An 18947-nucleotide genomic window follows, 5' to 3' on the forward strand; every position below is an offset into this window, starting at 1 on the left:
CAGTTTTGCTCCGCAACGTCCGCTTCCTTCCCACCCGGCTGACCCAGCCGCTGATCCAGGGCTTCGTCCATGACCCTTCCGTCCTCTCTGCGCTGGCTGCTGCTGCCCCTGCTGGCCCTGCCCGTGGCGTCAGGCAACGGCGCGCCTGCTCCGGCACCGGTCGCCCCTCCCACCACAGCGCCTGCCGCGCCGCCGGTGCCGAGCGTGCCGGCCGCGCCAGCCACCCCTCCCGCCGCCGGTGCCGAGCCCGCGCTGGCGCAGACCTGGACGGGCAGCGCCTGGCCCTGGCAGCGGCAGAACACCTTCGCGCAGCTGGGGCGTCGCCAGGACACGCTGTTGTCGGGGGTGCGCAACGCCACCACCTTAGAGTTCCAGGTCCGCCGTGACCGCCTGGTCCGCGATGCCGAGCTGGATCTGAGCTTCACGCCGTCACCGTCGCTGTTGCCGACCCTGTCGCACCTGCGGGTCTACCTCAACGACGCGATGATGGGCGTGGTGCCGATCAGCAACGACCAGCTGGGCCGCCCGGTGCAGGCCAAGCTGCCGCTGGACGCGCGCCTGATCGCCGATTTCAACCAGGTCCGGCTGGAGTTCGTCGGCCACTACACCGACATCTGCGAAGAGCCGACGCACAGCTCGCTGTGGGTCAACCTGTCCAGCAACAGCACGCTGCGCCTGGGCGGCCAGCCGCTGGCGATGCAGGACGACCTGGCCAACTTCCCGCTGCCGTTCTTCGATCCGCGCGATACCGCACGGCTGGAACTGCCGGTGGTGTTCGCTGCCGCACCGAGCCTGGCGCAGCAGCGTGCGGCAGCGGTGATGTCCTCGTACTTCGGCAGCCTGTCCGGCTGGTGGCGCCAGGCGCGCTTCCCGGTCAGCTTCGGCACGCTGCCGGACAAGGGCCACGCGGTGGTGCTGGCGGTCAACGGCAGGTTCCCGCCAGTGATCGCCAACCATGCCCCGGTCAAGGGCCCGGTGATCGAACTGATGTCGCTGCCGGAAGACCCGCAGCGCAAGCTGCTGCTGGTGCTGGGCCGCAACGATGACGACCTGCTGAAGGCAGTGGCCGCGATGGCGGCCGGCAACGTGCTGTTCCGTGGTCGCCAGGTCAGCGTCGACGAGATCAAGCCGCTGGCCCCGCGCAAGCCGTACGACGCACCGAACTGGGTGCGTACCGACCGCGCCGTCCGCTTGGCCGAACTGCTCGATTACCCGCGGCAGCTGCACGCCAACGGCGTGTCGCCGCAGCCGATCACGGTCAACCTCAACCTGCCGCCAGATCTGTTCATCTGGCGCAACCAGGGCATTCCGCTGAACCTGCGCTACCGCTACACGCCGCCGTTCGGCAGCGATGAATCGCGGCTGGGCGTGGCGATCAACGATCAGTTCATCTCCAGCTTCCCGCTGGTGCGTCGCAACGGCAAGCAGGGCCTGGAGGAAATCCGCCTGCCGGTGCTGGCCGGCGATGCCGGTGCCGACGACGGGCGTCTGCTGATTCCGGCGCTCAAACTGGGCGACCGCAACCAGCTGCGGTTCGATTTCAACTTCGCCAGCGTGATGGGCAGTGCACAACGCGACCACTGCCAGACCGTGCTGCCGCCCAACCTGCAGGCAGCGATCGAAGAAGACTCGACCATCGACTTCTCCGGCTTCCATCACTACATGGGCCTGCCGGACCTGTCCGCATTCGCGCTCAGTGGTTTCCCCTTCACCCGCATGGCCGATCTGTCCGAGACCGTCGTGCTGGTGCCCTCCAGCGCCAGCGAAGCACAGGTCAGCCTGCTGTTGAACCTCATCGGTGGGCTGGGCGTGCAGAGTGGCTACCCAGCCTATGGCCTGCGCCTGTCCGATGACTGGAAGCAGGCCAGCGCGCTCGATGCGGACCTGCTGATGCTGGGCGCCCTGCCGGCCGAACTGCGCGGCAGCCAGCAGCTGTCGCTGCTGATCGATGACCAGCGCACGCGCCTGCTCAACGGCCAGTCGCCGTCGCCGCAGCAGGCGATGGAACAGGCCCGCCGTGGCAGCCGCGATGGCGACCCGGCGGTGACCGAAGTGGCAGTGAGCGCGCAGGCACCGTTTGCCGCGATCATCGGCATGCAGTCGCCGAAGCATGCGCAGCGCAGCATCGTTTCGCTGGCCGCCAGCAATGCCGCCGACTACGGCCTGCTCGACGATGCACTCAGCGATACCGGCAAGCGCGAAGCCATTGCCGGTTCGGTGGCGATCCTGCGTACCTCGGGCATCCACAGCCAGTTCGTCGGCGATCATTACTACGTTGGCGCGCTGCCGTGGTGGCTGCTGCTGTGGTACCACCTGGCCGATCACCCGGCGCTGCTGGCGGTGCTGGCCACGGTGGTGGTGCTGATGGTCGCCTTCCTGCTGTGGCGCACGCTGCGCTGGGTCGCGGCCAAGCGCCTGGACCCGGGGCACTGATGGTACGTACGCGGCATCCGCTGATCACCGCTTCCGGCCTGGTCCTGTTGGGACTGGCCGGTGCCGGGCCCTGCGCGGCGCAGGCCTTGCCCGATACACCGGGCGGAACCGTCGCCGAGCAGCGCCAGTGGCTGCTGCAGCAGGTGCGCATTGGCGAGGCCACCGGCCGCCAGAGCCTGATCGAAGACGCGCTGGCGCGGCTGCGCATGCTGGCACCGGATGATCGCGGCACGCTGGTGGCGATCCTGGAAGTGCAGCTGTCGCAGCAGAAGCTGCAGGATGCCGAGGCGACCCTGAAGCGCCTGCGCGAGATCGGCACGGGTACCCGTGAACTGGCCGCCGGCGAGCGCCTCTGGCAGGCTTATCGCGGTGACCTGCAGCAGGATCTGCAGCAGGCGCGTCTGTTCGCTGCCGGTGGTCGCAGCGCCGAAGCGCTGGCGATCTACCGGCGCCTGTTCAACGATGATCCGCCCGGCCTGCAGCTGGGCCTGGAGTACTGGCGCCTGCGCGGCGCCCAGGCGGATGGGCGTGCACAGGCGATCCGCGCGCTGAGCGAACTGGACCGCAGTTATCCGGGCAATGTGCCATTGCTGCAGGCGCTGTCGCAGATGCTGTTCGCTGCCGGCCGCGATGCCGAGGCGCTGGCCGCGCTGCAGCGCATGGGGCGCAATCCGGAAGCCCGCGGCATGGCGGCGGATGCCGAGTGGGCCTACCTGAAGGATCAGCCGGCCGATGACCGCAGTGTGCGCAGGCTGCAGGACTTCATCACCCGCAACCCGACGTTTGCCGACATCGCGTTGGTGCGCGAGCGCTACACCGACCAGCACAAGCGGGTCAGCGACCCGGCGTGGCGCGCCGGCCTGCGCGGCCAGCAGTTGCTCGATGCCGGCCGCAATGAAGAAGCCGAGCGCGCTTTCCTGCAGGCGCTGCGCGGCTATCCGCGCGAGCCCGACCTGCTGGGTGGGCTGGGCATGGCGCTGATGCGACAGGGCCGCCGCGAGCAGGCCATCAACTATTTCCAGCGTGCGGTCCAGGCCACCCCGGCCGGTGACAGCAACGATAAATGGCGTGACCTGATTGCCAGCACCCGCTACTGGCTGCAGCTGGACCAGGCCGATGCGGCGCTGGCGGCCGGCCGGCTGGACGAGGCCGAGCGACTGTATGCGCAGGCGCGTCGCCAGCAGCCCCGCGACGTCACTGCTGCACTGGGCTTGGTCGACGTGGCCGTGGCCCGCGGCGATGACGCTGCAGCGGAACGCCAGTTGCAGGTTGCCCGTCGGGTGGCGCCCAACGACGCCAACGTGATCCGCAAGCTGGTGCAGCTCTACGGCCGCACCGACCCGCAGCGGTTGGAAGCCTTCATCAACGCGTTGCCTGCCGCCCAGCGCAGGTTGTATGCCGAAGACCTGCGCCAGCTGCAGATCAGTCGACTGCGTGAACGCCGCGAGCAGGCGTTGGCTGCCGGTGATGCAAGCACCGCGATCACGCTGGGACAGCAGCTGCGCGGCGAACTGCCGGGCGATGCATGGCTGGCCTATGCGCTCGGCAACGAGCTGCGCGCCGCCGGCCGGCAGGAGGAGGCCGACGTGGTGGTGGCCGACATGGCCACGCACAACGACAGTGCCGAGGCGCGCTACGCGCAGGCGCTCTATCTGTCGGGATCCGATCGGCTGCCGCAGGCGCTGGCGGTGCTCGATGGGCTGCCGCAGGCGCAGTGGGACGACGACATCCGCGCGCTGTCGGCGCGCCTGCAGCGGCAGCAGCTGGTCGATCATCTGTGGGATCTGCGTGCGCAGGGCAGGGAGGCCGAAGCCATCGCGCTGCTGCAGCAGCAACCGTCCAGCACCGACAATGATCTGCTGATGGCCGAGTGGGCGCGCCTGCGCGGCGATCATGCGCAGGCACTGCACTACTACCAGCGCGTGCTTGTTGCACAGCCGGACAATGTGGATGCGCAGCTGGGCCAGGTACAGGCCTGGATCGGCACCGGCGATCTGGCCAGCGCACGCCGCCAGATGCACGACGCACCGCCGGCAGTGGACGATGCCGGGATCGGCCAGCAGCGCCAGCTCGCCACCATCTGGACCGACCTGCGCGAGGACACGAAGGCCCTGGCGATCCTGCGCGCGCTGCTGGCGCGCAAGGCCGGGCCCGATGCACAGTCCTGGCGTGACGCGGCACGACTGGTGCGCCGCGATGATCCACAGCAGGCGCTGGACATGTACGCGCAGGCGATGGCCGACAACGGCCTGTTGGCTTCCAGCCAGGCCACGCCGCGCGACAACCGCGCGCTGACCCTGGCCAGCCGCGAGACCGCAGGCGACGACTGGTTGCGGCGCAGCCTGCGCAGCGACGTGGAAACCCTGTACCAGCAGGAGAACCCCACCCTGACGGTGATGCAGGATACGGGCCGCCGCAGCGACGGCACGCCCGGCATCTCGCGGCTGTCGCGTGATACCCGCATCGCGCATCTCGACGCACCGTTTGCCGGTGGCCTGGGCTGGGCGCGCATCGAACAGGTGAGCTTCGACGCCGGCCGCTTCCAGACCGACGGGAACGGCGCCTACGACGAGGATTTCGGCAGCTGCGACCTGGATCTGCTGCAGGCCGACAACAGCCGCCTGCGCGCACCAGGGTGCACCCGTTTCGTCCATCAGCGGCGCACCTCCGGCGCTGGCTTCGCCGTCGGCTGGCGCACCCTGGACGACCGCTGGAACCTGGATATCGGCCACACCCCATCCAACTACGTGGTCGGCAACTGGCTCGGCGGTGTCACCCTCAATGGCGACCTCGGGCGCTTCGGCTGGGGTGCCACGGTGTCGCGGCGGCCGATGACCAATTCGCTGCTGTCGCAGGCCGGCGCGGTTGATCCGCGCAGTGGCATCAGCTGGGGCGGCGTCACCGCCAACGGCGTGACCTTCAGCCTCGGCTACGACCAGGGCGGCCGTGATGGGGTGTGGTCGAACTGGAGCTGGCATCGGCTGACCGGCCACAACGTGGCCGACAACACCCGCGCACGCGCGATGGTGGGCTGGTATCACAAGCTGATCCAGCGCCCCGACATGCGGCTGGACGTGGGCACCACCGCGATGTACTGGCGCTACCAGAAGGACCTGGGCGGCTACTCGCTGGGCCAGGGCGGTTACTACAGTCCTCAGCGCTATGCGTCGCTGAGCCTGCCGGTCAGCTTCGCCTGGCGCAACGACGTGTGGTCGGTGCGCGTGGATGGCTCGGTCAGCGTGTCCAGCGCGCGCACGTCCTCGATCAGCCGCTTCCCCGACCAGGCCTTGATCGATCGCGTGATCGAGCAGCTGGAGCCGCAGTATGGCCCGCTGCGGCTGGACGAGGCCGGCCTGTATACCGGCGACAGCCAGAGCACCGGCACCGGCTACCGTCTGTACGGCGCGGTCGAGCGCCGCCTGGGCGACCACTTCGTGCTTGGCGCCGCCGGCACCCTGCAGCGCAGCCGCGATTTCTCACCAAACTCGTTCCAGCTCTACCTGCGCTACACCTTCAAGCCCTGGCAGGGAAACCTGCCGTTGCCCGTATCGCCACTGGTGCCATATGGCGAGTTCCGCTGACCTGCAGCGACGGCGCCTGCTGCAGGCGGCCGCCACGCTGCCGCTGCTTGGCTGGCGCCATGCGCAGGCCGCACCCGCAGCGCGCTGGCCGGCCTGGCAGGTACTGGTCGACAGCAGCCTGAGCCGCGACGGACGCATGATCGATCGCAGCCAGGACGATCAGCGCAGCACTTCCGAAGGCCAGTCCTATGCGTTGTTCTTCGCCCTGGCCGACAACGACCAGGCGCTGTTCGACCGCATCCTGGGCTGGACCCAGAACAACCTCGCCGGTGGCGACATGCGCCAGCATCTGCCCGCCTGGTTGTGGGGGCGGGATGACAAGGGAAGCTGGCGGGTACTGGACGGCAACCCGGCCTCGGACTCCGATCTCTGGCTGGCCTACGCGCTGCTGGAAGGCGCGCGGCTGTGGCGGCGTCCCGCGTTGAAGGCCATCGCCGAGGGCATGCTCGCGCAGGTGCGGGCACGCGAGATCGTGGACCTGCCCGGGCTCGGCCCGATGTTGCTGCCGGGCCCACAGGGATTCACCGAAGGGGACGCCACGCGGGTCAACCCCAGCTATCTGCCACTGCCGCTGCTGCGCCGCTTTGCAGTGGAGGATCGTAGCGGGCCGTGGCAGGCGCTGGCGCGCAACAGCGTGCAGCTGTTGCAGCAGACCAGCCCACACGGGTTCGCACCGGACTGGGCGGCGTGGAAAGGCGATCGCTTCGTCGTCGATCCGGTGCGTGGCGCGGTCGGCAGCTACGATGCCATCCGCTGCTACACCTGGGCAGGCATGACCGCACCGCGCGATCCGTTGTTCCGTGCGCAGCTGGCGGCCCTGTCCGGGCCGCTGCAGCGCCTGCGCAGTGGTGCACCGATGTGGGAGAAGATCGACACCCGCAGTGGCCAGGGGCAGGGTGAAGGCAACTACGGATTCCGCGCTGCACTGCTGCCGTATCTGATCGCGCAGGGCGAAGCGGAGCGTGCCGATGCATTGTTGGCCAGTCTGCCCAGTACGGAGCAGCAGCGTGCTGACGCACCGGCCTATTACTCGCAGATGCTGGCGCTGTTCGGTCGTGGCTGGGCCGAAGGACGATGGCGTTTCGCCGCCGACGGCCGCCTGCAGCCCAAGCGCTGAGCGTGCTATCCGCCGGGCATGGCCCGGCACTACCGATGGGATCGGATCCCATTGCGCAGCAATGGGCTCTGACCCTCAGCCAGGCATCACTCCAACGCGTAGCGCAGGGTAAACAGCACCGCCACCAGCCACACCGCCGGATGCACTTCGCGCCAGCGCCCGGTACCGGCCTTCAGCGCGGCATAGGCGATGAAGCCGAACGCCAGGCCGTTGGCAATCGAGTAGGTGAACGGCATCGCCAGCGCACACAGCGCCGCCGGCACCGATTCGGTCAGGTCGCTCCAGTCCACTTCCACCAGTTCGCGCAGCATCAGGCCGGCCACGAACAGCAGCGCCGGCGCGGTGGCATAGCTGGGCACCATCGCTGCCAGCGGCGAGAACAGCAGCGCGGCCAGGAACAGCGCCGACACCACCAGCGCGGTCAGGCCGGTGCGGCCGCCCACCTGCACGCCCGAAGCGCTTTCGGCAAAGGCGGTGGTACTGCTGGTGCCCAGCATCGAGCCTGCAACAATCGCGGTGCTATCGGCCAGCAACGCACGGCCGAAGCGCTTCTGCGCGCCCGGCAGCTTCAGCAGGCCGGCGCGGCCGACCACGCCATACAGGGTGCCGGTGGCATCGAACACTTCCACCAGCACGAACACCAGCACCACCTGCAGCAGCACCGCCAGCGGCGCGCCGCCGTCATGGTGCAGCAGGCCCGGCAGGTCCAGCTGCAGGAAGGTGGGTGCAAGGCTCGGCGGCAGCGAGACCAGGCCCTGGTACTGCACGTCGCCCAGCGCCCAGCCCGCGCCGGTCACAGCCAGGATGCCGATCAGGATCGCACCACGGATGCGCCGTGCTTCCAGCACCGCGATCAGCAGGAAACCGGCCAGGGCCAGCAGCGGCGGTGCCGTGTTCAACGGGCCCAGTGCCACCAGCGTGTCTTCATTGCCGATGATCACGCCGGACTTCTGCAGCGCGATGATCGCCAGGAACAGGCCGATACCGGCCACGATGGCCGAGCGCAGCGATGAGGGAATGCCCGACACCAGCCATGCGCGCACACCGGTCAGCGACAGCACCAGGAACACCAAGCCGGAAATGAACACCGCACCCAGCGCCTGCTGCCACGGCAGGCCGGCCGCGCCCACCACCGTAAAGGCGAAGAACGCGTTCAGGCCCATGCCCGGCGCCATGCCCACCGGGAAATTGGCCGCCAGTGCCATCACTGCCGAACCCAGCGCAGCGGCCAGGCAGGTGGCAACGAACACCGCACCGGCATCCATGCCTGTGGTCCCCAGGATTTCCGGGTTGACGAAGACGATGTAGGACATCGTCAGGAAGGTGGTGACACCGGCCAGCAGCTCGGTGCGCACGGTGGTGCCGTGCTGCTGCAGCTGGAACAGGCGCTCGAACAGGGACATGGGGAAATCTCAACCCGTTGGTCGTGGGTACCGACCGTTGATGGTGGGTACCGATCGTTGGTCGGTACGCCTTCCGTCACCACCAACGGTGGTGACCTACCAGAATGCAGAACGGCCGCGCAGAGCGCGGCCGTTCTTTCTTTCTTATTTCAGCGCCTTGAAGCGCAGGCGCTTCGGCGCAGCGTCGTCGCCCATGCGGCGGCGCTTGTCCTCTTCGTATTCGCGGTAGTTGCCCTGGAAGAACTCCACGTGCGAATCACCTTCGAAGGCCAGGATGTGGGTCGCGATGCGATCCAGGAACCAGCGGTCATGCGAAATGACGAAGGTGTTGCCCGGGAACTCCAGCAGCGCATCTTCCAGCGCACGCAGGGTTTCGATGTCCAGGTCGTTGGACGGTTCGTCGAGCAGCAGCACGTTGCCACCCTGCAGCAGGGTCTTGGCCATGTGCAGGCGGCCGCGCTCACCACCGGACAGCGAACCGACCATCTTCTGCTGGTCCTGGCCCTTGAAGTTGAAGCGGCCGATGTAGGCGCGCGACTGGATCTCGATGCCGTTGATGTTGAGGATGTCCAGGCCGCCAGCGATTTCCTGGAAGACGTTGTGGTTGCCTTCCAGCGCGTCACGGCTCTGGTCCACGTAGGACAGCTTCACGGTCGGGCCGACCACGATCTCGCCGGTATCCGGCTTTTCCTGGCCGGTGATCATCTTGAACAGGGTCGACTTGCCGGCACCGTTCGGGCCGATGATGCCGACGATGGCGCCGGCCGGCACCAGGAAGCTCAGGTTGTCGAACAGCAGGCGGTCGCCGAACTTCTTGGAGACATTCTTGAACTCCATCACCGCATTGCCCAGGCGCTCGCCCGGCGGGATGAAGATTTCGTTGGTCTCGTTGCGCTTCTGGTAATCGACCGACTGCAGCTCTTCCAGGCGGGCCAGACGGGCCTTGCCCTTGGTGCGGCCGCCCTTGGCGTTCTGGCGCGACCACTCCAGTTCCTTCTGGATCGCCTTCTGGCGAGCCTTTTCCTGGTTGTCTTCCTGCTTCAGGCGCTCGTCCTTCTGGGTCAGCCAGTCGGTGTAGTTGCCCTTCCACGGAATGCCGCGGCCGCGGTCCAGTTCCAGGATCCACTCGGCGGCGTTGTCCAGGAAGTAGCGATCGTGGGTAACGGCCACCACGGTGCCGGTGTAGCGCGCCAGGAACTGTTCCAGCCATTCCACCGACTCGGCGTCGAGGTGGTTGGTCGGTTCGTCGAGCAGCAGCATGTCCGGCTTCTGCAGCAGCAGGCGGCACAGTGCCACGCGGCGCTTTTCACCACCGGACAGCTTGCCGACCACGGCATCCCACGGCGGCAGGCGCAGCGCATCGGCGGCCACGTCCAGCTGGTTTTCCAGCGTGTGTGCATCGCCGGCGGCGAGGATCGCCTCCAGGCGCTCCTGTTCCTTGGCCAGCGCGTCGAAGTCGGCGCCTTCCTCGGCGTAGGCCAGGTACACCGCGTCCAGCGCGGCCTGTGCCTGCAGCACTTCGCCCACGCCTTCCTCGACCGCTTCACGCACGGTCTTGGTCGGGTCCAGCTCCGGTTCCTGTGCCAGGTAGCCGACCTTGATGCCCGGCTGCGGGCGGGCTTCGCCCTCGAAATCGGTGTCCACGCCGGCCATGATCTTCAGCACGGTGGACTTGCCGGCGCCGTTCAGGCCCAGCAGGCCGATCTTCGCGCCCGGGAAGAAGGACAGCGAGATGTCCTTGATGATCTGCCGCTTGGGCGGGACCACCTTGGACACGCGGTTCATGGTGTAGATGTATTGCGAGGACATGCGGTCTCCGTAGGCGCGGCCCTGCGCCCGACCCGTCACGGGAACATCCCGTTACGGCAGCGGGCACAGACTGGAATGGAATACCGCCAATTATAGCCGGAACCGGTTCCGGGCCGCGCCCGGGAGGGGCCCCCGGGCTGGCCGTGGCCTGAATACTTCGTCACAGTCCTGCAGCGGGAAGCGTTTCCAGCCGGAAACGGTTCAGATCGGGTGCGCAATATGGGTTCACCACCCACCCGAGCAGAGGTCTGACATGCGCATCAATCGAGTAATGGCCGGCGCCGTGGCCTCTGTGCTGGCGCTGGGCGCCGTGGCCCCGGCATTCGCCGACAACGACCACCGTGACCGCCGTGAGTGGCGGGAGGACCGCCGTGAGTGGCGCCAGGATCGCCGTGACTGGGAGCGCGACCGCCGCGAGGCCCGGCGCGACTGGGAACGCGACCGCCGCGACTGGCACCGCGACCATGACCGCTACTACCGCCCGGCACCGCCGCGTGTGGTCTATCGCCCGGCACCGCCGCCGCCGCGCTATGGCGGCTACGGTTGGCGGGTCGGTTCGCCCTACCGCGATTACTACCGTGGCCCGGTCTACGTGGTGAATGACTACCCGCGCTACCACCTGCGCCGTCCGCCGTACGGGCACCACTGGATCCGCGATGACCGCGGCAACATGCTGCTGGTGGCCATCGCTACCGGCGTGATCGCCCAGTACGTGCTCAGCGGGCGCTGACCCCGCAACGCCAATCGAAACCATACGGGGCCGGATTCCTTCGGGGATGCCGGCCCCGTCCATTTCGGCCCCAGTGGCGCGGTGCGGGGCTACAATCGGGGGCTGAGCCGTACCCCTTTTCCCTGCCTGCTGGAGTACCCGATGTTCCCGCGTGACGTCCGCATCGAATCCTACGATCCCGAACTGGCCAAGGCCATCGCCGCTGAGACCCAGCGCCAGGAAGACCACGTCGAGCTGATCGCCAGCGAGAACTACACCAGCCCGGCGGTGATGGAAGCCCAGGGCAGCCAGCTGACCAACAAGTACGCCGAAGGCTACCCGGGCAAGCGCTACTACGGCGGCTGCGAATACGTCGACATCGCCGAGCAGCTGGCGATCGACCGCCTGAAGCAGCTGTTCGGTGCGGACTATGCCAACGTGCAGCCGCACAGCGGCTCGCAGGCCAATCAGGCCGTGTACTTCGCCCTGCTGCAGCCGGGTGACACCATCCTCGGCATGAGCCTGGCCCACGGCGGCCACCTCACCCACGGCGCCAAGGTGAACGCCTCGGGCAAGCTGTTCAACGCCGTGCAGTACGGTGTGAACGACCAGGGCCTGATCGATTACGACGAAGTCGAGCGCCTGGCCCTGGAGCACAAGCCGAAGATGGTCGTGGCTGGCTTCTCGGCCTACTCCCAGGTGATCGACTGGGCGCGCTTCCGCGCAATCGCTGACAAGGTCGGTGCGTACCTGTTCGTCGACATGGCCCACGTTGCTGGCCTGGTCGCCGCTGGCGTCTACCCGAGCCCGCTGGAGCACGCGCATGTGGTCACCTCGACCACCCACAAGACCCTGCGCGGCCCGCGTGGCGGCATCATCGTCGCCAAGGGCGCCGACGAAGACCTGGTCAAGAAGCTGCAGTCGATCGTGTTCCCGGGCATCCAGGGCGGTCCGCTGATGCACGTCATCGCCGGCAAGGCCGTGGCCTTCAAGGAAGCACTGGAACCGGGCTTCAAGGCCTACCAGCAGCAGGTGGTGAAGAACGCCCAGGCGATGGCCAACACGCTGATCGCGCGCGGCTACAAGATCGTCTCCGGCGGCACCCAGAATCACCTGATGCTGGTCGACATGATCGGCAAGGACGTGTCCGGCAAGGACGCGGAGGCCGCGCTGGGCAAGGCCCACATCACCGTCAACAAGAACTCGGTGCCGAACGACCCGCGTTCGCCGTTCGTGACCTCGGGCCTGCGCCTGGGCACCCCGGCGGTGACCACCCGTGGCTACGTCGAACAGGACTGCGTGAACCTGGCCAACTGGATCGCCGACGTGCTTGATGCACCGAACGACGACGCTGTCATCGCCCGCGTGCGCGACGCCGTCAGCGCGCAGTGCCGCAAGTACCCGGTCTACGGCTGATCGAAACAGGGGTCGGATCCCTTCCCGCAGGGAAGGGCTCTGACCCCAGCACCGGAGTGTTCGCGCATGGATGAGCGCCGCCTCAAATATGTGTACGCCGTGCTGGCCGTGCTGTTCGGCCTGCCCAGCCTTTTCATGGGCGGCGTCGGCGCCTGCATCGCCCTGGTCATGGGGGTGATCGGCCTGGTCTCGCTGGATGCTGACAAGCTGTGGTTCGCTGCCGTCATGTGTGTCTGGGGAACGGCCGCGCTTGCCGGCCTGGTGGCCTGGGCCGCGCTCAGCGTCATCTGGTTGCGTGATGGACTGCAGGGCCTGCGCACGGCCTCGCCACGCTGGTGGTGGTTGCTGGGCATGGGCGTGCTGGCGGGCCTGCCGTTGCTGGGATTGGCGATATATACCTTCTCCGGGCTGGGCCCGGCGGTGGTGAGCGGTCTCTTCGCTGGGCCGTCGCTGCTGGTGCCCACCGGCATGCTGATGCTCCTGCGTGCGCGTGCCGATGCCGTGGATGTGCCGCCCGTGCGAGCACGGGTATCGGAGTAACCGCGCATGGATGAGCGTCGCCTCAAATACCTGTACGCCGCGTTGGCGGTACTGCTCGGCCTGCCCAGCCTGGCGATGGGCGGCGCGGTCGCGGTGATGTTCCTGGTTGTTGGCCTGCAATCCTTCGGCGGCAACCGCTCCCCCGATCTGGTGCCACTGCTGTGGGGCCTGGCCGGCGTGGCGGGTTGCCTGGCCTGGCTGTGGATCAGCGCCGGCTACCTGCTGCAGGGCCGGGCCGGCCTGCAGGTGCGCGCGATCTGGTGGTGGCTGCTGCTGGCCGGTGGGCTGGCCGCGCTGCCGGTTCTCTGGATGACCGCATGGTTCGGCTTCCAGCAGGGGGGCGCCGCGTTGGAACTATTGCTGCTGGGGCCGTCGATGCTGGTACCGGCCGCCATGCTGGTGTGGCTCAAGCGCCGCGCCTGACGCGGCCAATCAAAGGGAATGGAACGCATGGATGAGCAGCAGCACAAACGATGGATGGGGATAGCAGGCCTGCTGGTAGGCCTGCCCACCGCGGCGGCAGGAGGCACCGTGGCGGTGCTGGGCCTGATATACGTGGTGGACGGCAAGTACCTGGCCGGCAACGAGTCTACGGTGATCGCGCTGTGGTCGTTGGCCGGACTTCTCGGTCTGTTGTCATGGATGTGGCTGACCGGGCTCTTCCTGTGGCGCGGCCGCGATGGTCTGCGCCAATCCCCGCTTGTCGCTTGGATTGGGCTGCTGCTGGGGACCCTCGCCGCGCTGGGCGTGGTCGCCGCCACGCTGTATTTCACCTTCAAGCATGGTGAGATAACGACGCTGGGCTTCCTCGGGCTTGGCCCGCCGTTGCTGGTGATGGCAGGGCATCTGGTGTGGTTGCGTTGGGCACGCGCGGCCGCGGCGCCGCCGGCACCCGGTTGAGCGCACAGCCCTGGCCACGCTGAGGGCTCTGTTCGGCTGAAATGCAGGCACTTCCGCGCAGACAGCATTTGCTGCGGGGGCCTTTCTCAGGTACCTTTGCGACGCCGCCATGACCGTGGCATTTAGGTTGCCCCCTGAGCCAGGCGTTCCATGCATTGCCCCTTCTGCCAACATGCCGATACCCGGGTCATCGACTCGCGCGTCTCTGAAGACGGCGCGACGATCCGTCGTCGGCGTGAGTGCGAGGCTTGCGGCGAGCGCTTCAGCACCATGGAAACGGTTGAATTGAAGCTGCCGGCCATCGTCAAGAGCGATGGCACCCGCGAGGCGTTCGACCAGCGCAAGGTCCGCGCTGGCTTCGACCGCGCGCTGCAGAAGCGTGCGGTGGCCGAAGACAAGATCGAAGCAGCGGTGCGCGCGGTGGTTCACCAGCTGCGCATCAGCGGCGAGCGCGAAGTGCCCTCGATCAAGGTCGGCGAGTTCGTGATGAACGAACTGCGCAAGCTCGATCATGTGGGCTATGTGCGCTTCGCATCGGTGTACCGCAGCTTCGAGGACGTTGCCGATTTCCGCGAGGAGATCGAGAAGCTGGAACGCGACCTGCCGTCCAGTACCGAACAGCTGCAGCTGCTGGGCGACGTGATTGCCCTGACCAAGAAGAAGAAGGGCTGACCACCTCTGCCCTGGTGGGTGCCAACCTTGGTTGGCACTGATGGCATGGATCAACACCGGCGGCGTTACCATGGCCGCATGAGCACCCCGTTCTCCGTCCTCGACCACCTGCACATGGCCAGCGCGCTGCGCCTGGCCGAGCGTGCTGCCTACACCACCCGCCCGAACCCGATGGTCGGCTGTGTCATCGCCCATGGCGAACGTGTGGTCGGGCAGGGCTGGCACCAGCGTGCCGGTGGACCGCACGCCGAAGTGTTCGCGCTGCGCGAGGCCGGCAACGAGGCCCGCGGTGCCACCGCCTATGTCACGCTGGAACCCTGCGCACACTACGGTCGCACGCCACCGTGTGCGCTGGCACTGATCGAGGCGGGCGTGTCGCGCGTGGTTGCCGCGATGCGCGATCCGTTCCCGAAGGTCGATGGCGGCGGCTTCGATCTGCTGCGCAACGCCGGCATCGAGGTCGCCGAAGGACTGATGGCGACACAGGCGCGCGAGATCAACAAGGGCTTCCTGTCGCGTGTGGAGCGCAACCGCCCGTGGCTGCGGGTGAAGCTGGCCGCCAGCCTCGATGGCCGTACCGCGATGGCCGATGGCAGCTCCAAGTGGATCACCGGTCCAGCCGCGCGCGAAGATGTGCAGCATTGGCGCGCGCGTGCGGGCGCGATCCTGACCGGCGCCGATACCGTGCTGGCCGACGACCCGATGCTGACCGTGCGCCTGGCCGACACCGAGGTGATGCCGCCGCTGCGCGTCGTGCTCGATTCGCGCCTGCGTTCGCTTGAATGCAGCCGCGTGCGCGAGGGCGGGGCACCGACGCTGTACCTGCACGATGCAGCGGTGAGCGCCCCGGATGCGGCCGACGCCGAATTCGCCAGCGTGCCCTGCATTGATGGGCGGCTGGACCTGGGCGCGGTGCTGGCGCTGCTGGCCGAGCGTGGCATCAACGAAGTGCATACCGAAGCCGGCGCCACCCTGGCGGGCGCGCTGCTGCGCGGCGGCTGGGTGGACGAACTGCTGCTGTATCAGGCGCCCACGCTGCTGGGCGACAGCGGTCGTCCGCTGCTGGCCGGCCTTGGCATCGAGGCGATGGACCAGCAGCGCCGCCTGCGCGTGGTCGACCAGCGCCAGGTGGGGGATGACCTGCGGTTGCTGCTGCGCCGGTAGTCGAATCCGGTCGTGCCGGGCCATGCCCGGCGGAAGCCATCAGGGATCGCAGGTCTCTTCGGCGCCTTCCGACAGAGGTGCACCCAACCACGAATCGAATGGAAGCAGTCGCCCCAGAATGGTCTGGTACAACTGCTGCGCGCGCTGGGCGTGTTCAGATCCGGACCGCGCCTGGTACCTGCTGATCACCGGAGTGCAGCGCGCCACGTCCGGCGCATTGCGAAGCAGCGACGCCCAGCGCAGGAAGAATGCATCGACGCGCGCCAGCCGCTCACTGTCCGGGGCCGCATGCATCGCCAGATAGTCGCTCCGCAGCGGCTCGATGTCCGGAAGCTGGCACACCAGACGGTACAGGCCGATTTCCGGTGATCCCAATGGGGTGAAGTCCAGCGCAGTACAGCGAACCCTGGTGAGGCGGGCGGCCAATGCTTCCGCAAAGGTCACGGTAGTAGTCACTGCAGGCGTGGGGAAGGCTTGGCGCGAAAGCCATGCAGGCACATCTTCGATGATGGGCTGCCAGTCGATGGCCTGGGAGGGCTCGGCGTGTCCATGCTGCGTCCTGAGCACCTGCCGGGCTTCGGCATCATCCTGCAGGAGCACGTGTGCTTGGAGGGTGTACTCCTGTTCGGGTGACAATGATGCGCCCGAAGCACCGCAAGATATGACGCTCAGGATAAGTGATGCGACCTGCATCCGTGTTGTCGTCCAGCGAGCCGTTGCCCTTGAAATCATCATTGCCACCCTTCCGGTGCCTCTTCACAATGCAGGGACTGAACGGGCACTCTGAAGAGCCACGCTTCGATGGCGGCTCCGACATCGCGCCGCGGTGGGAGTGAATCTCGCATTTGCCTTCTATTGGTGCTGACGGCGCTCGAGCTGCCGGTGCACGAAGGATGCGACGGGGATGTTGCGGTAGTCGACAAGCTGGTCCTCGTCCATGGCGAGAGCAGCCGGACGTTGGCGATCACGATCTTTTCCGAGGCAGGGTCGGTTGCGGACGCCAGTTGAGCGTGAAGTCCGGGGGCCAGGGGTGTCAACGTCAGTATCAGGAAATGACGCGGCCGCACGAACGGGTCCGCGCGTGGACCGCAGCAGAGCATGCAACGATTCAACTCCGGCTGCCATGCAGAACATCCGAAAGCCTGTCAGGTGACAGATGCCGGGGGCTGCTCATCTGCAATCCCGGTTCCACAATGCCTCCACTCTGGGGCGAAGGGCTATGCACTGCTGTACCAGCTCGGTCTCGGAAACCTCCTTGTGCTTTGTGCTCAGTGCCCGGGCCAGTTCGTGGGCGCCGGCCAGTTCCTGCGGCGCGATGCGGGCCATGCAGCGACGATGCCGATCGACAAGGTTGTCGCATTCGTCCAGGCCGGTGGCGTGCATGATGGCGGTGCGCATGGTCTCGTTGGACTGGTCACGAAGTTGCATGATCAGCGCTTCAATCAGCACCTCTCCCACATCGCGTTCGATGCGGCCGTAACGCAGTCGTTCACCCCGGTATCCATCCTGTGCGCTTTGCCAGCCGTGATCGACTGCAGAAGATACAAGCCGGGTGGAGCCGCTGATGGTGCGGTAGGGGCCATCGCGCAATATCGTCATGTACGCCTTCCAGAGTCGTTCCTGGCCTTGATCGGTTCCGCCGAACAGGGCGGCATCAGACAAGGGGCGGAGGCGCTCCACGTCACCCACGCGGCAGGTGAAGTGGACATCGGCCACCCGCGTGCCGGCAATCACGTCGTGCCAGATCTCGCTGCGCTCGGCCCTACATCGGGAGCCGGCCACAACGTCTGACGCCCAGGTCTGGTGTGCCGAAGCGTCGGCAGCGTCTGGGCCGGTGTTCCGCTTGAGGCTCTCCAGGCGTGTGACCAACAGGCCTGGCAGCGTGAACGTGTCGGTGTCCGCATCGGCTGGCGGCCCGCCCAGCGCCTGCACGGCGCCGGTGTCGTTCTCGTACATTGCCTTGATCAGGAGATCGAACGTCTGCTCGGGCGTCGGCTCCCGCGCTGCTGCCAGGCGCAGGGGCATGGCCAGAACAATGAGAAAGCACAGGGCGTAGCGGCGCATGGTGGCACCATCAAGGCAGGGGCGGAAAGACTGCTGCCCCTGCTCTTGGCGGTCCATGCAATTTATTGCAGATGTCGATGCCGTTGCCGTCAGCGATGTGCATCGCTGACGTTGCCATCGCGTCAGCTTACGCGCACGCGTCGGTCCACATCATCTCGGCGATCGGGCGCAGCGCCTTGCACTCCTGCGTCATCTCGTCGGCCGACTTCACCTGGGCCTTGGCCTTCAGTTCCTCGGCCATCGCGTCCACGCCGCCGATCTGGTCCGGTGCGATCTTCGCCACGCAGCTGCGGTGCTGCTGCAGCAACAGGTCGCAGCCCGGTACGCCGGTTACCTTCGGCGCGTTGGCCGCCTGCGCGTCCTGCATCCAGTCTTCGAACGGTGCCAGCGCGCCGGCCACGGTGCCCACCAGGTCATCGAAGTTTCCGCTGTACCAGTAGCCGTTGTCCTTGGCCGGGTACAGGGTGAAGGTGCCGCTGACCGGCACGCGCGCGCCACTCTGCAGTGCCTGGGTGTAGGCATCGGTGAACTGCTTGCGCGCGGCCGGGCTGGCATCGGCGGCCAGGCTGGCGGCGAACAGCGGGCGCACCTTGCCCAGGTCGGGCACCTGGCAGCTGAAACTGATGCGCGCCAGCTTCTGGTCTTCAACGTATTCGTTGTCTTCGATCACGCTCTTGGTCGCGCGGCACTTCGAATCACGCAGCGCCTTGGCATACAGCGCTTCGGTGGCCGCTGCGTCGGCCTGGGCACCGGTGCTGGCAAGTACGGTCTGCCAGGGTTCGGCCAATGCCTTGGCCAGCGCGCCCGGGGTCGGTGTCACCGCGTCCTGGCCTTCAAAGGCGGGTTTCAGCGCGTCGTTGAGCGTGCGGGTAGCAGCAGCGTCGTCTTCCAGCAGGGTACGCGCGTACAGGTCGAAGGCCTGCTCGGGGGGCAGTTGGGCCGATGCAGCGCCGGCCATCAGCGGGGCGCACAGCAGGGCGCTGGCCAGCAGGGTACGGGTGAAGGTCTTCATGACGGTGTTTTCCTGTTCCAGAGGCGCGCAAGCCTAGCGCATCCAGCGGTACTTTCGATGGCGGCCCGAGGTCACATGGCGGTTTACTCCGGCCAAAAAAACGGGCCCCTTGCGGGGCCCGTTCGAT

Annotated in this window: 15 protein-coding genes; 10 read left to right on the top strand and 5 right to left on the bottom strand. The window is 67.4% G+C overall.

Annotation, left to right across the window (positions count from 1 at the left end; all coding sequences use genetic code 11):
- Nucleotides 1-69 precede the first annotated feature (69 nt).
- Genes bcsB through bcsZ form a run of 3 tightly spaced genes read left to right on the top strand, consistent with a single transcriptional unit; the run spans nt 70 to nt 7131 of the window.
- Nucleotides 70-2433 carry a cellulose biosynthesis cyclic di-GMP-binding regulatory protein BcsB gene (gene bcsB / locus ACZK4H_RS02920; RefSeq protein WP_241896748.1) on the top strand — a complete coding sequence of 788 codons (2364 nt, stop codon included), beginning with the start codon at nt 70-72 and terminating at the stop codon, nt 2431-2433.
- Nucleotides 2433-6014: a cellulose synthase complex outer membrane protein BcsC gene (gene bcsC, locus ACZK4H_RS02925; protein WP_099553546.1), complete on the top strand. Its 3582-nt coding sequence runs from the start codon at nt 2433-2435 to the stop codon at nt 6012-6014. The genes bcsB and bcsC overlap by 1 nt, the downstream gene beginning before the upstream one ends.
- A complete protein-coding gene (gene bcsZ, locus ACZK4H_RS02930; RefSeq protein ID WP_099553548.1) occupies nt 5998-7131 on the top strand; it encodes a cellulose synthase complex periplasmic endoglucanase BcsZ in 1134 nt (377 codons plus the stop codon). The genes bcsC and bcsZ overlap by 17 nt, the downstream gene beginning before the upstream one ends.
- An 86-nt stretch (nt 7132-7217) precedes the next feature.
- On the opposite strand, the gene ACZK4H_RS02935 is transcribed toward bcsZ, so the two are convergent.
- Together ACZK4H_RS02935 and ettA are read right to left on the bottom strand one after the other, a co-directional pair.
- Entirely contained in the window at nt 7218-8534 is a 1317-nt protein-coding gene (locus tag ACZK4H_RS02935) for an NCS2 family permease (protein ID WP_099553550.1), read from the bottom strand.
- Between the two features lie 144 nt (nt 8535-8678).
- A complete protein-coding gene (ettA, locus tag ACZK4H_RS02940) occupies nt 8679-10343 on the bottom strand; it encodes an energy-dependent translational throttle protein EttA (protein ID WP_005412220.1) in 1665 nt (554 codons plus the stop codon).
- Nucleotides 10344-10596: 253 nt separating this feature from the next.
- Here ettA and ACZK4H_RS02945 point away from each other — a divergent pair, with 253 nt between their 5' ends.
- From ACZK4H_RS02945 to ribD, 7 genes are all read left to right on the top strand, one after another.
- On the top strand, nt 10597-11073 hold the full coding sequence (locus ACZK4H_RS02945) for an RcnB family protein (RefSeq protein ID WP_099553552.1): 477 nt from the start codon (nt 10597-10599) through the stop codon (nt 11071-11073).
- 141 nt (nt 11074-11214) lie between these two features.
- A complete protein-coding gene (gene glyA / locus ACZK4H_RS02950) occupies nt 11215-12468 on the top strand; it encodes a serine hydroxymethyltransferase (protein ID WP_099553554.1) in 1254 nt (417 codons plus the stop codon).
- A gap of 66 nt (nt 12469-12534) precedes the next feature.
- Nucleotides 12535-13008, top strand: a complete 474-nt coding sequence (locus ACZK4H_RS02955; RefSeq protein ID WP_099553557.1) for a hypothetical protein — start codon at nt 12535-12537, stop codon at nt 13006-13008.
- Between the two features lie 6 nt (nt 13009-13014).
- The gene (locus tag ACZK4H_RS02960; RefSeq protein ID WP_099553559.1) at nt 13015-13431 is read left to right on the top strand and encodes a hypothetical protein; all 417 of its coding nucleotides are present in this window, start codon (nt 13015-13017) and stop codon (nt 13429-13431) included.
- 27 nt (nt 13432-13458) lie between these two features.
- The gene (locus tag ACZK4H_RS02965) at nt 13459-13908 is read left to right on the top strand and encodes a hypothetical protein (RefSeq protein ID WP_099553692.1); all 450 of its coding nucleotides are present in this window, start codon (nt 13459-13461) and stop codon (nt 13906-13908) included.
- A 150-nt stretch (nt 13909-14058) separates the two neighbouring features.
- On the top strand, nt 14059-14580 hold the full coding sequence (gene nrdR, locus ACZK4H_RS02970; RefSeq protein ID WP_004143350.1) for a transcriptional regulator NrdR: 522 nt from the start codon (nt 14059-14061) through the stop codon (nt 14578-14580).
- A 78-nt stretch (nt 14581-14658) separates the two neighbouring features.
- Nucleotides 14659-15744, top strand: a complete 1086-nt coding sequence (gene ribD, locus ACZK4H_RS02975) for a bifunctional diaminohydroxyphosphoribosylaminopyrimidine deaminase/5-amino-6-(5-phosphoribosylamino)uracil reductase RibD (RefSeq protein WP_099553561.1) — start codon at nt 14659-14661, stop codon at nt 15742-15744.
- Nucleotides 15745-15783: 39 nt separating this feature from the next.
- On the opposite strand, the gene ACZK4H_RS02980 is transcribed toward ribD, so the two are convergent.
- From ACZK4H_RS02980 to ACZK4H_RS02990, 3 genes are all read right to left on the bottom strand, one after another.
- Nucleotides 15784-16479, bottom strand: coding sequence for a hypothetical protein (locus tag ACZK4H_RS02980; protein WP_143567677.1), 696 nt, complete (start codon nt 16477-16479; stop codon nt 15784-15786).
- A 435-nt stretch (nt 16480-16914) separates the two neighbouring features.
- A complete protein-coding gene (locus ACZK4H_RS02985) occupies nt 16915-17808 on the bottom strand; it encodes a hypothetical protein (protein WP_143567679.1) in 894 nt (297 codons plus the stop codon).
- Between the two features lie 127 nt (nt 17809-17935).
- Nucleotides 17936-18820, bottom strand: a complete 885-nt coding sequence (locus ACZK4H_RS02990) for a hypothetical protein (RefSeq protein WP_099553567.1) — start codon at nt 18818-18820, stop codon at nt 17936-17938.
- Nucleotides 18821-18947: the final 127 nt, after the last annotated feature.

It is taken from the genome of Stenotrophomonas sp. 78350_Sma, from assembly GCF_056482105.1.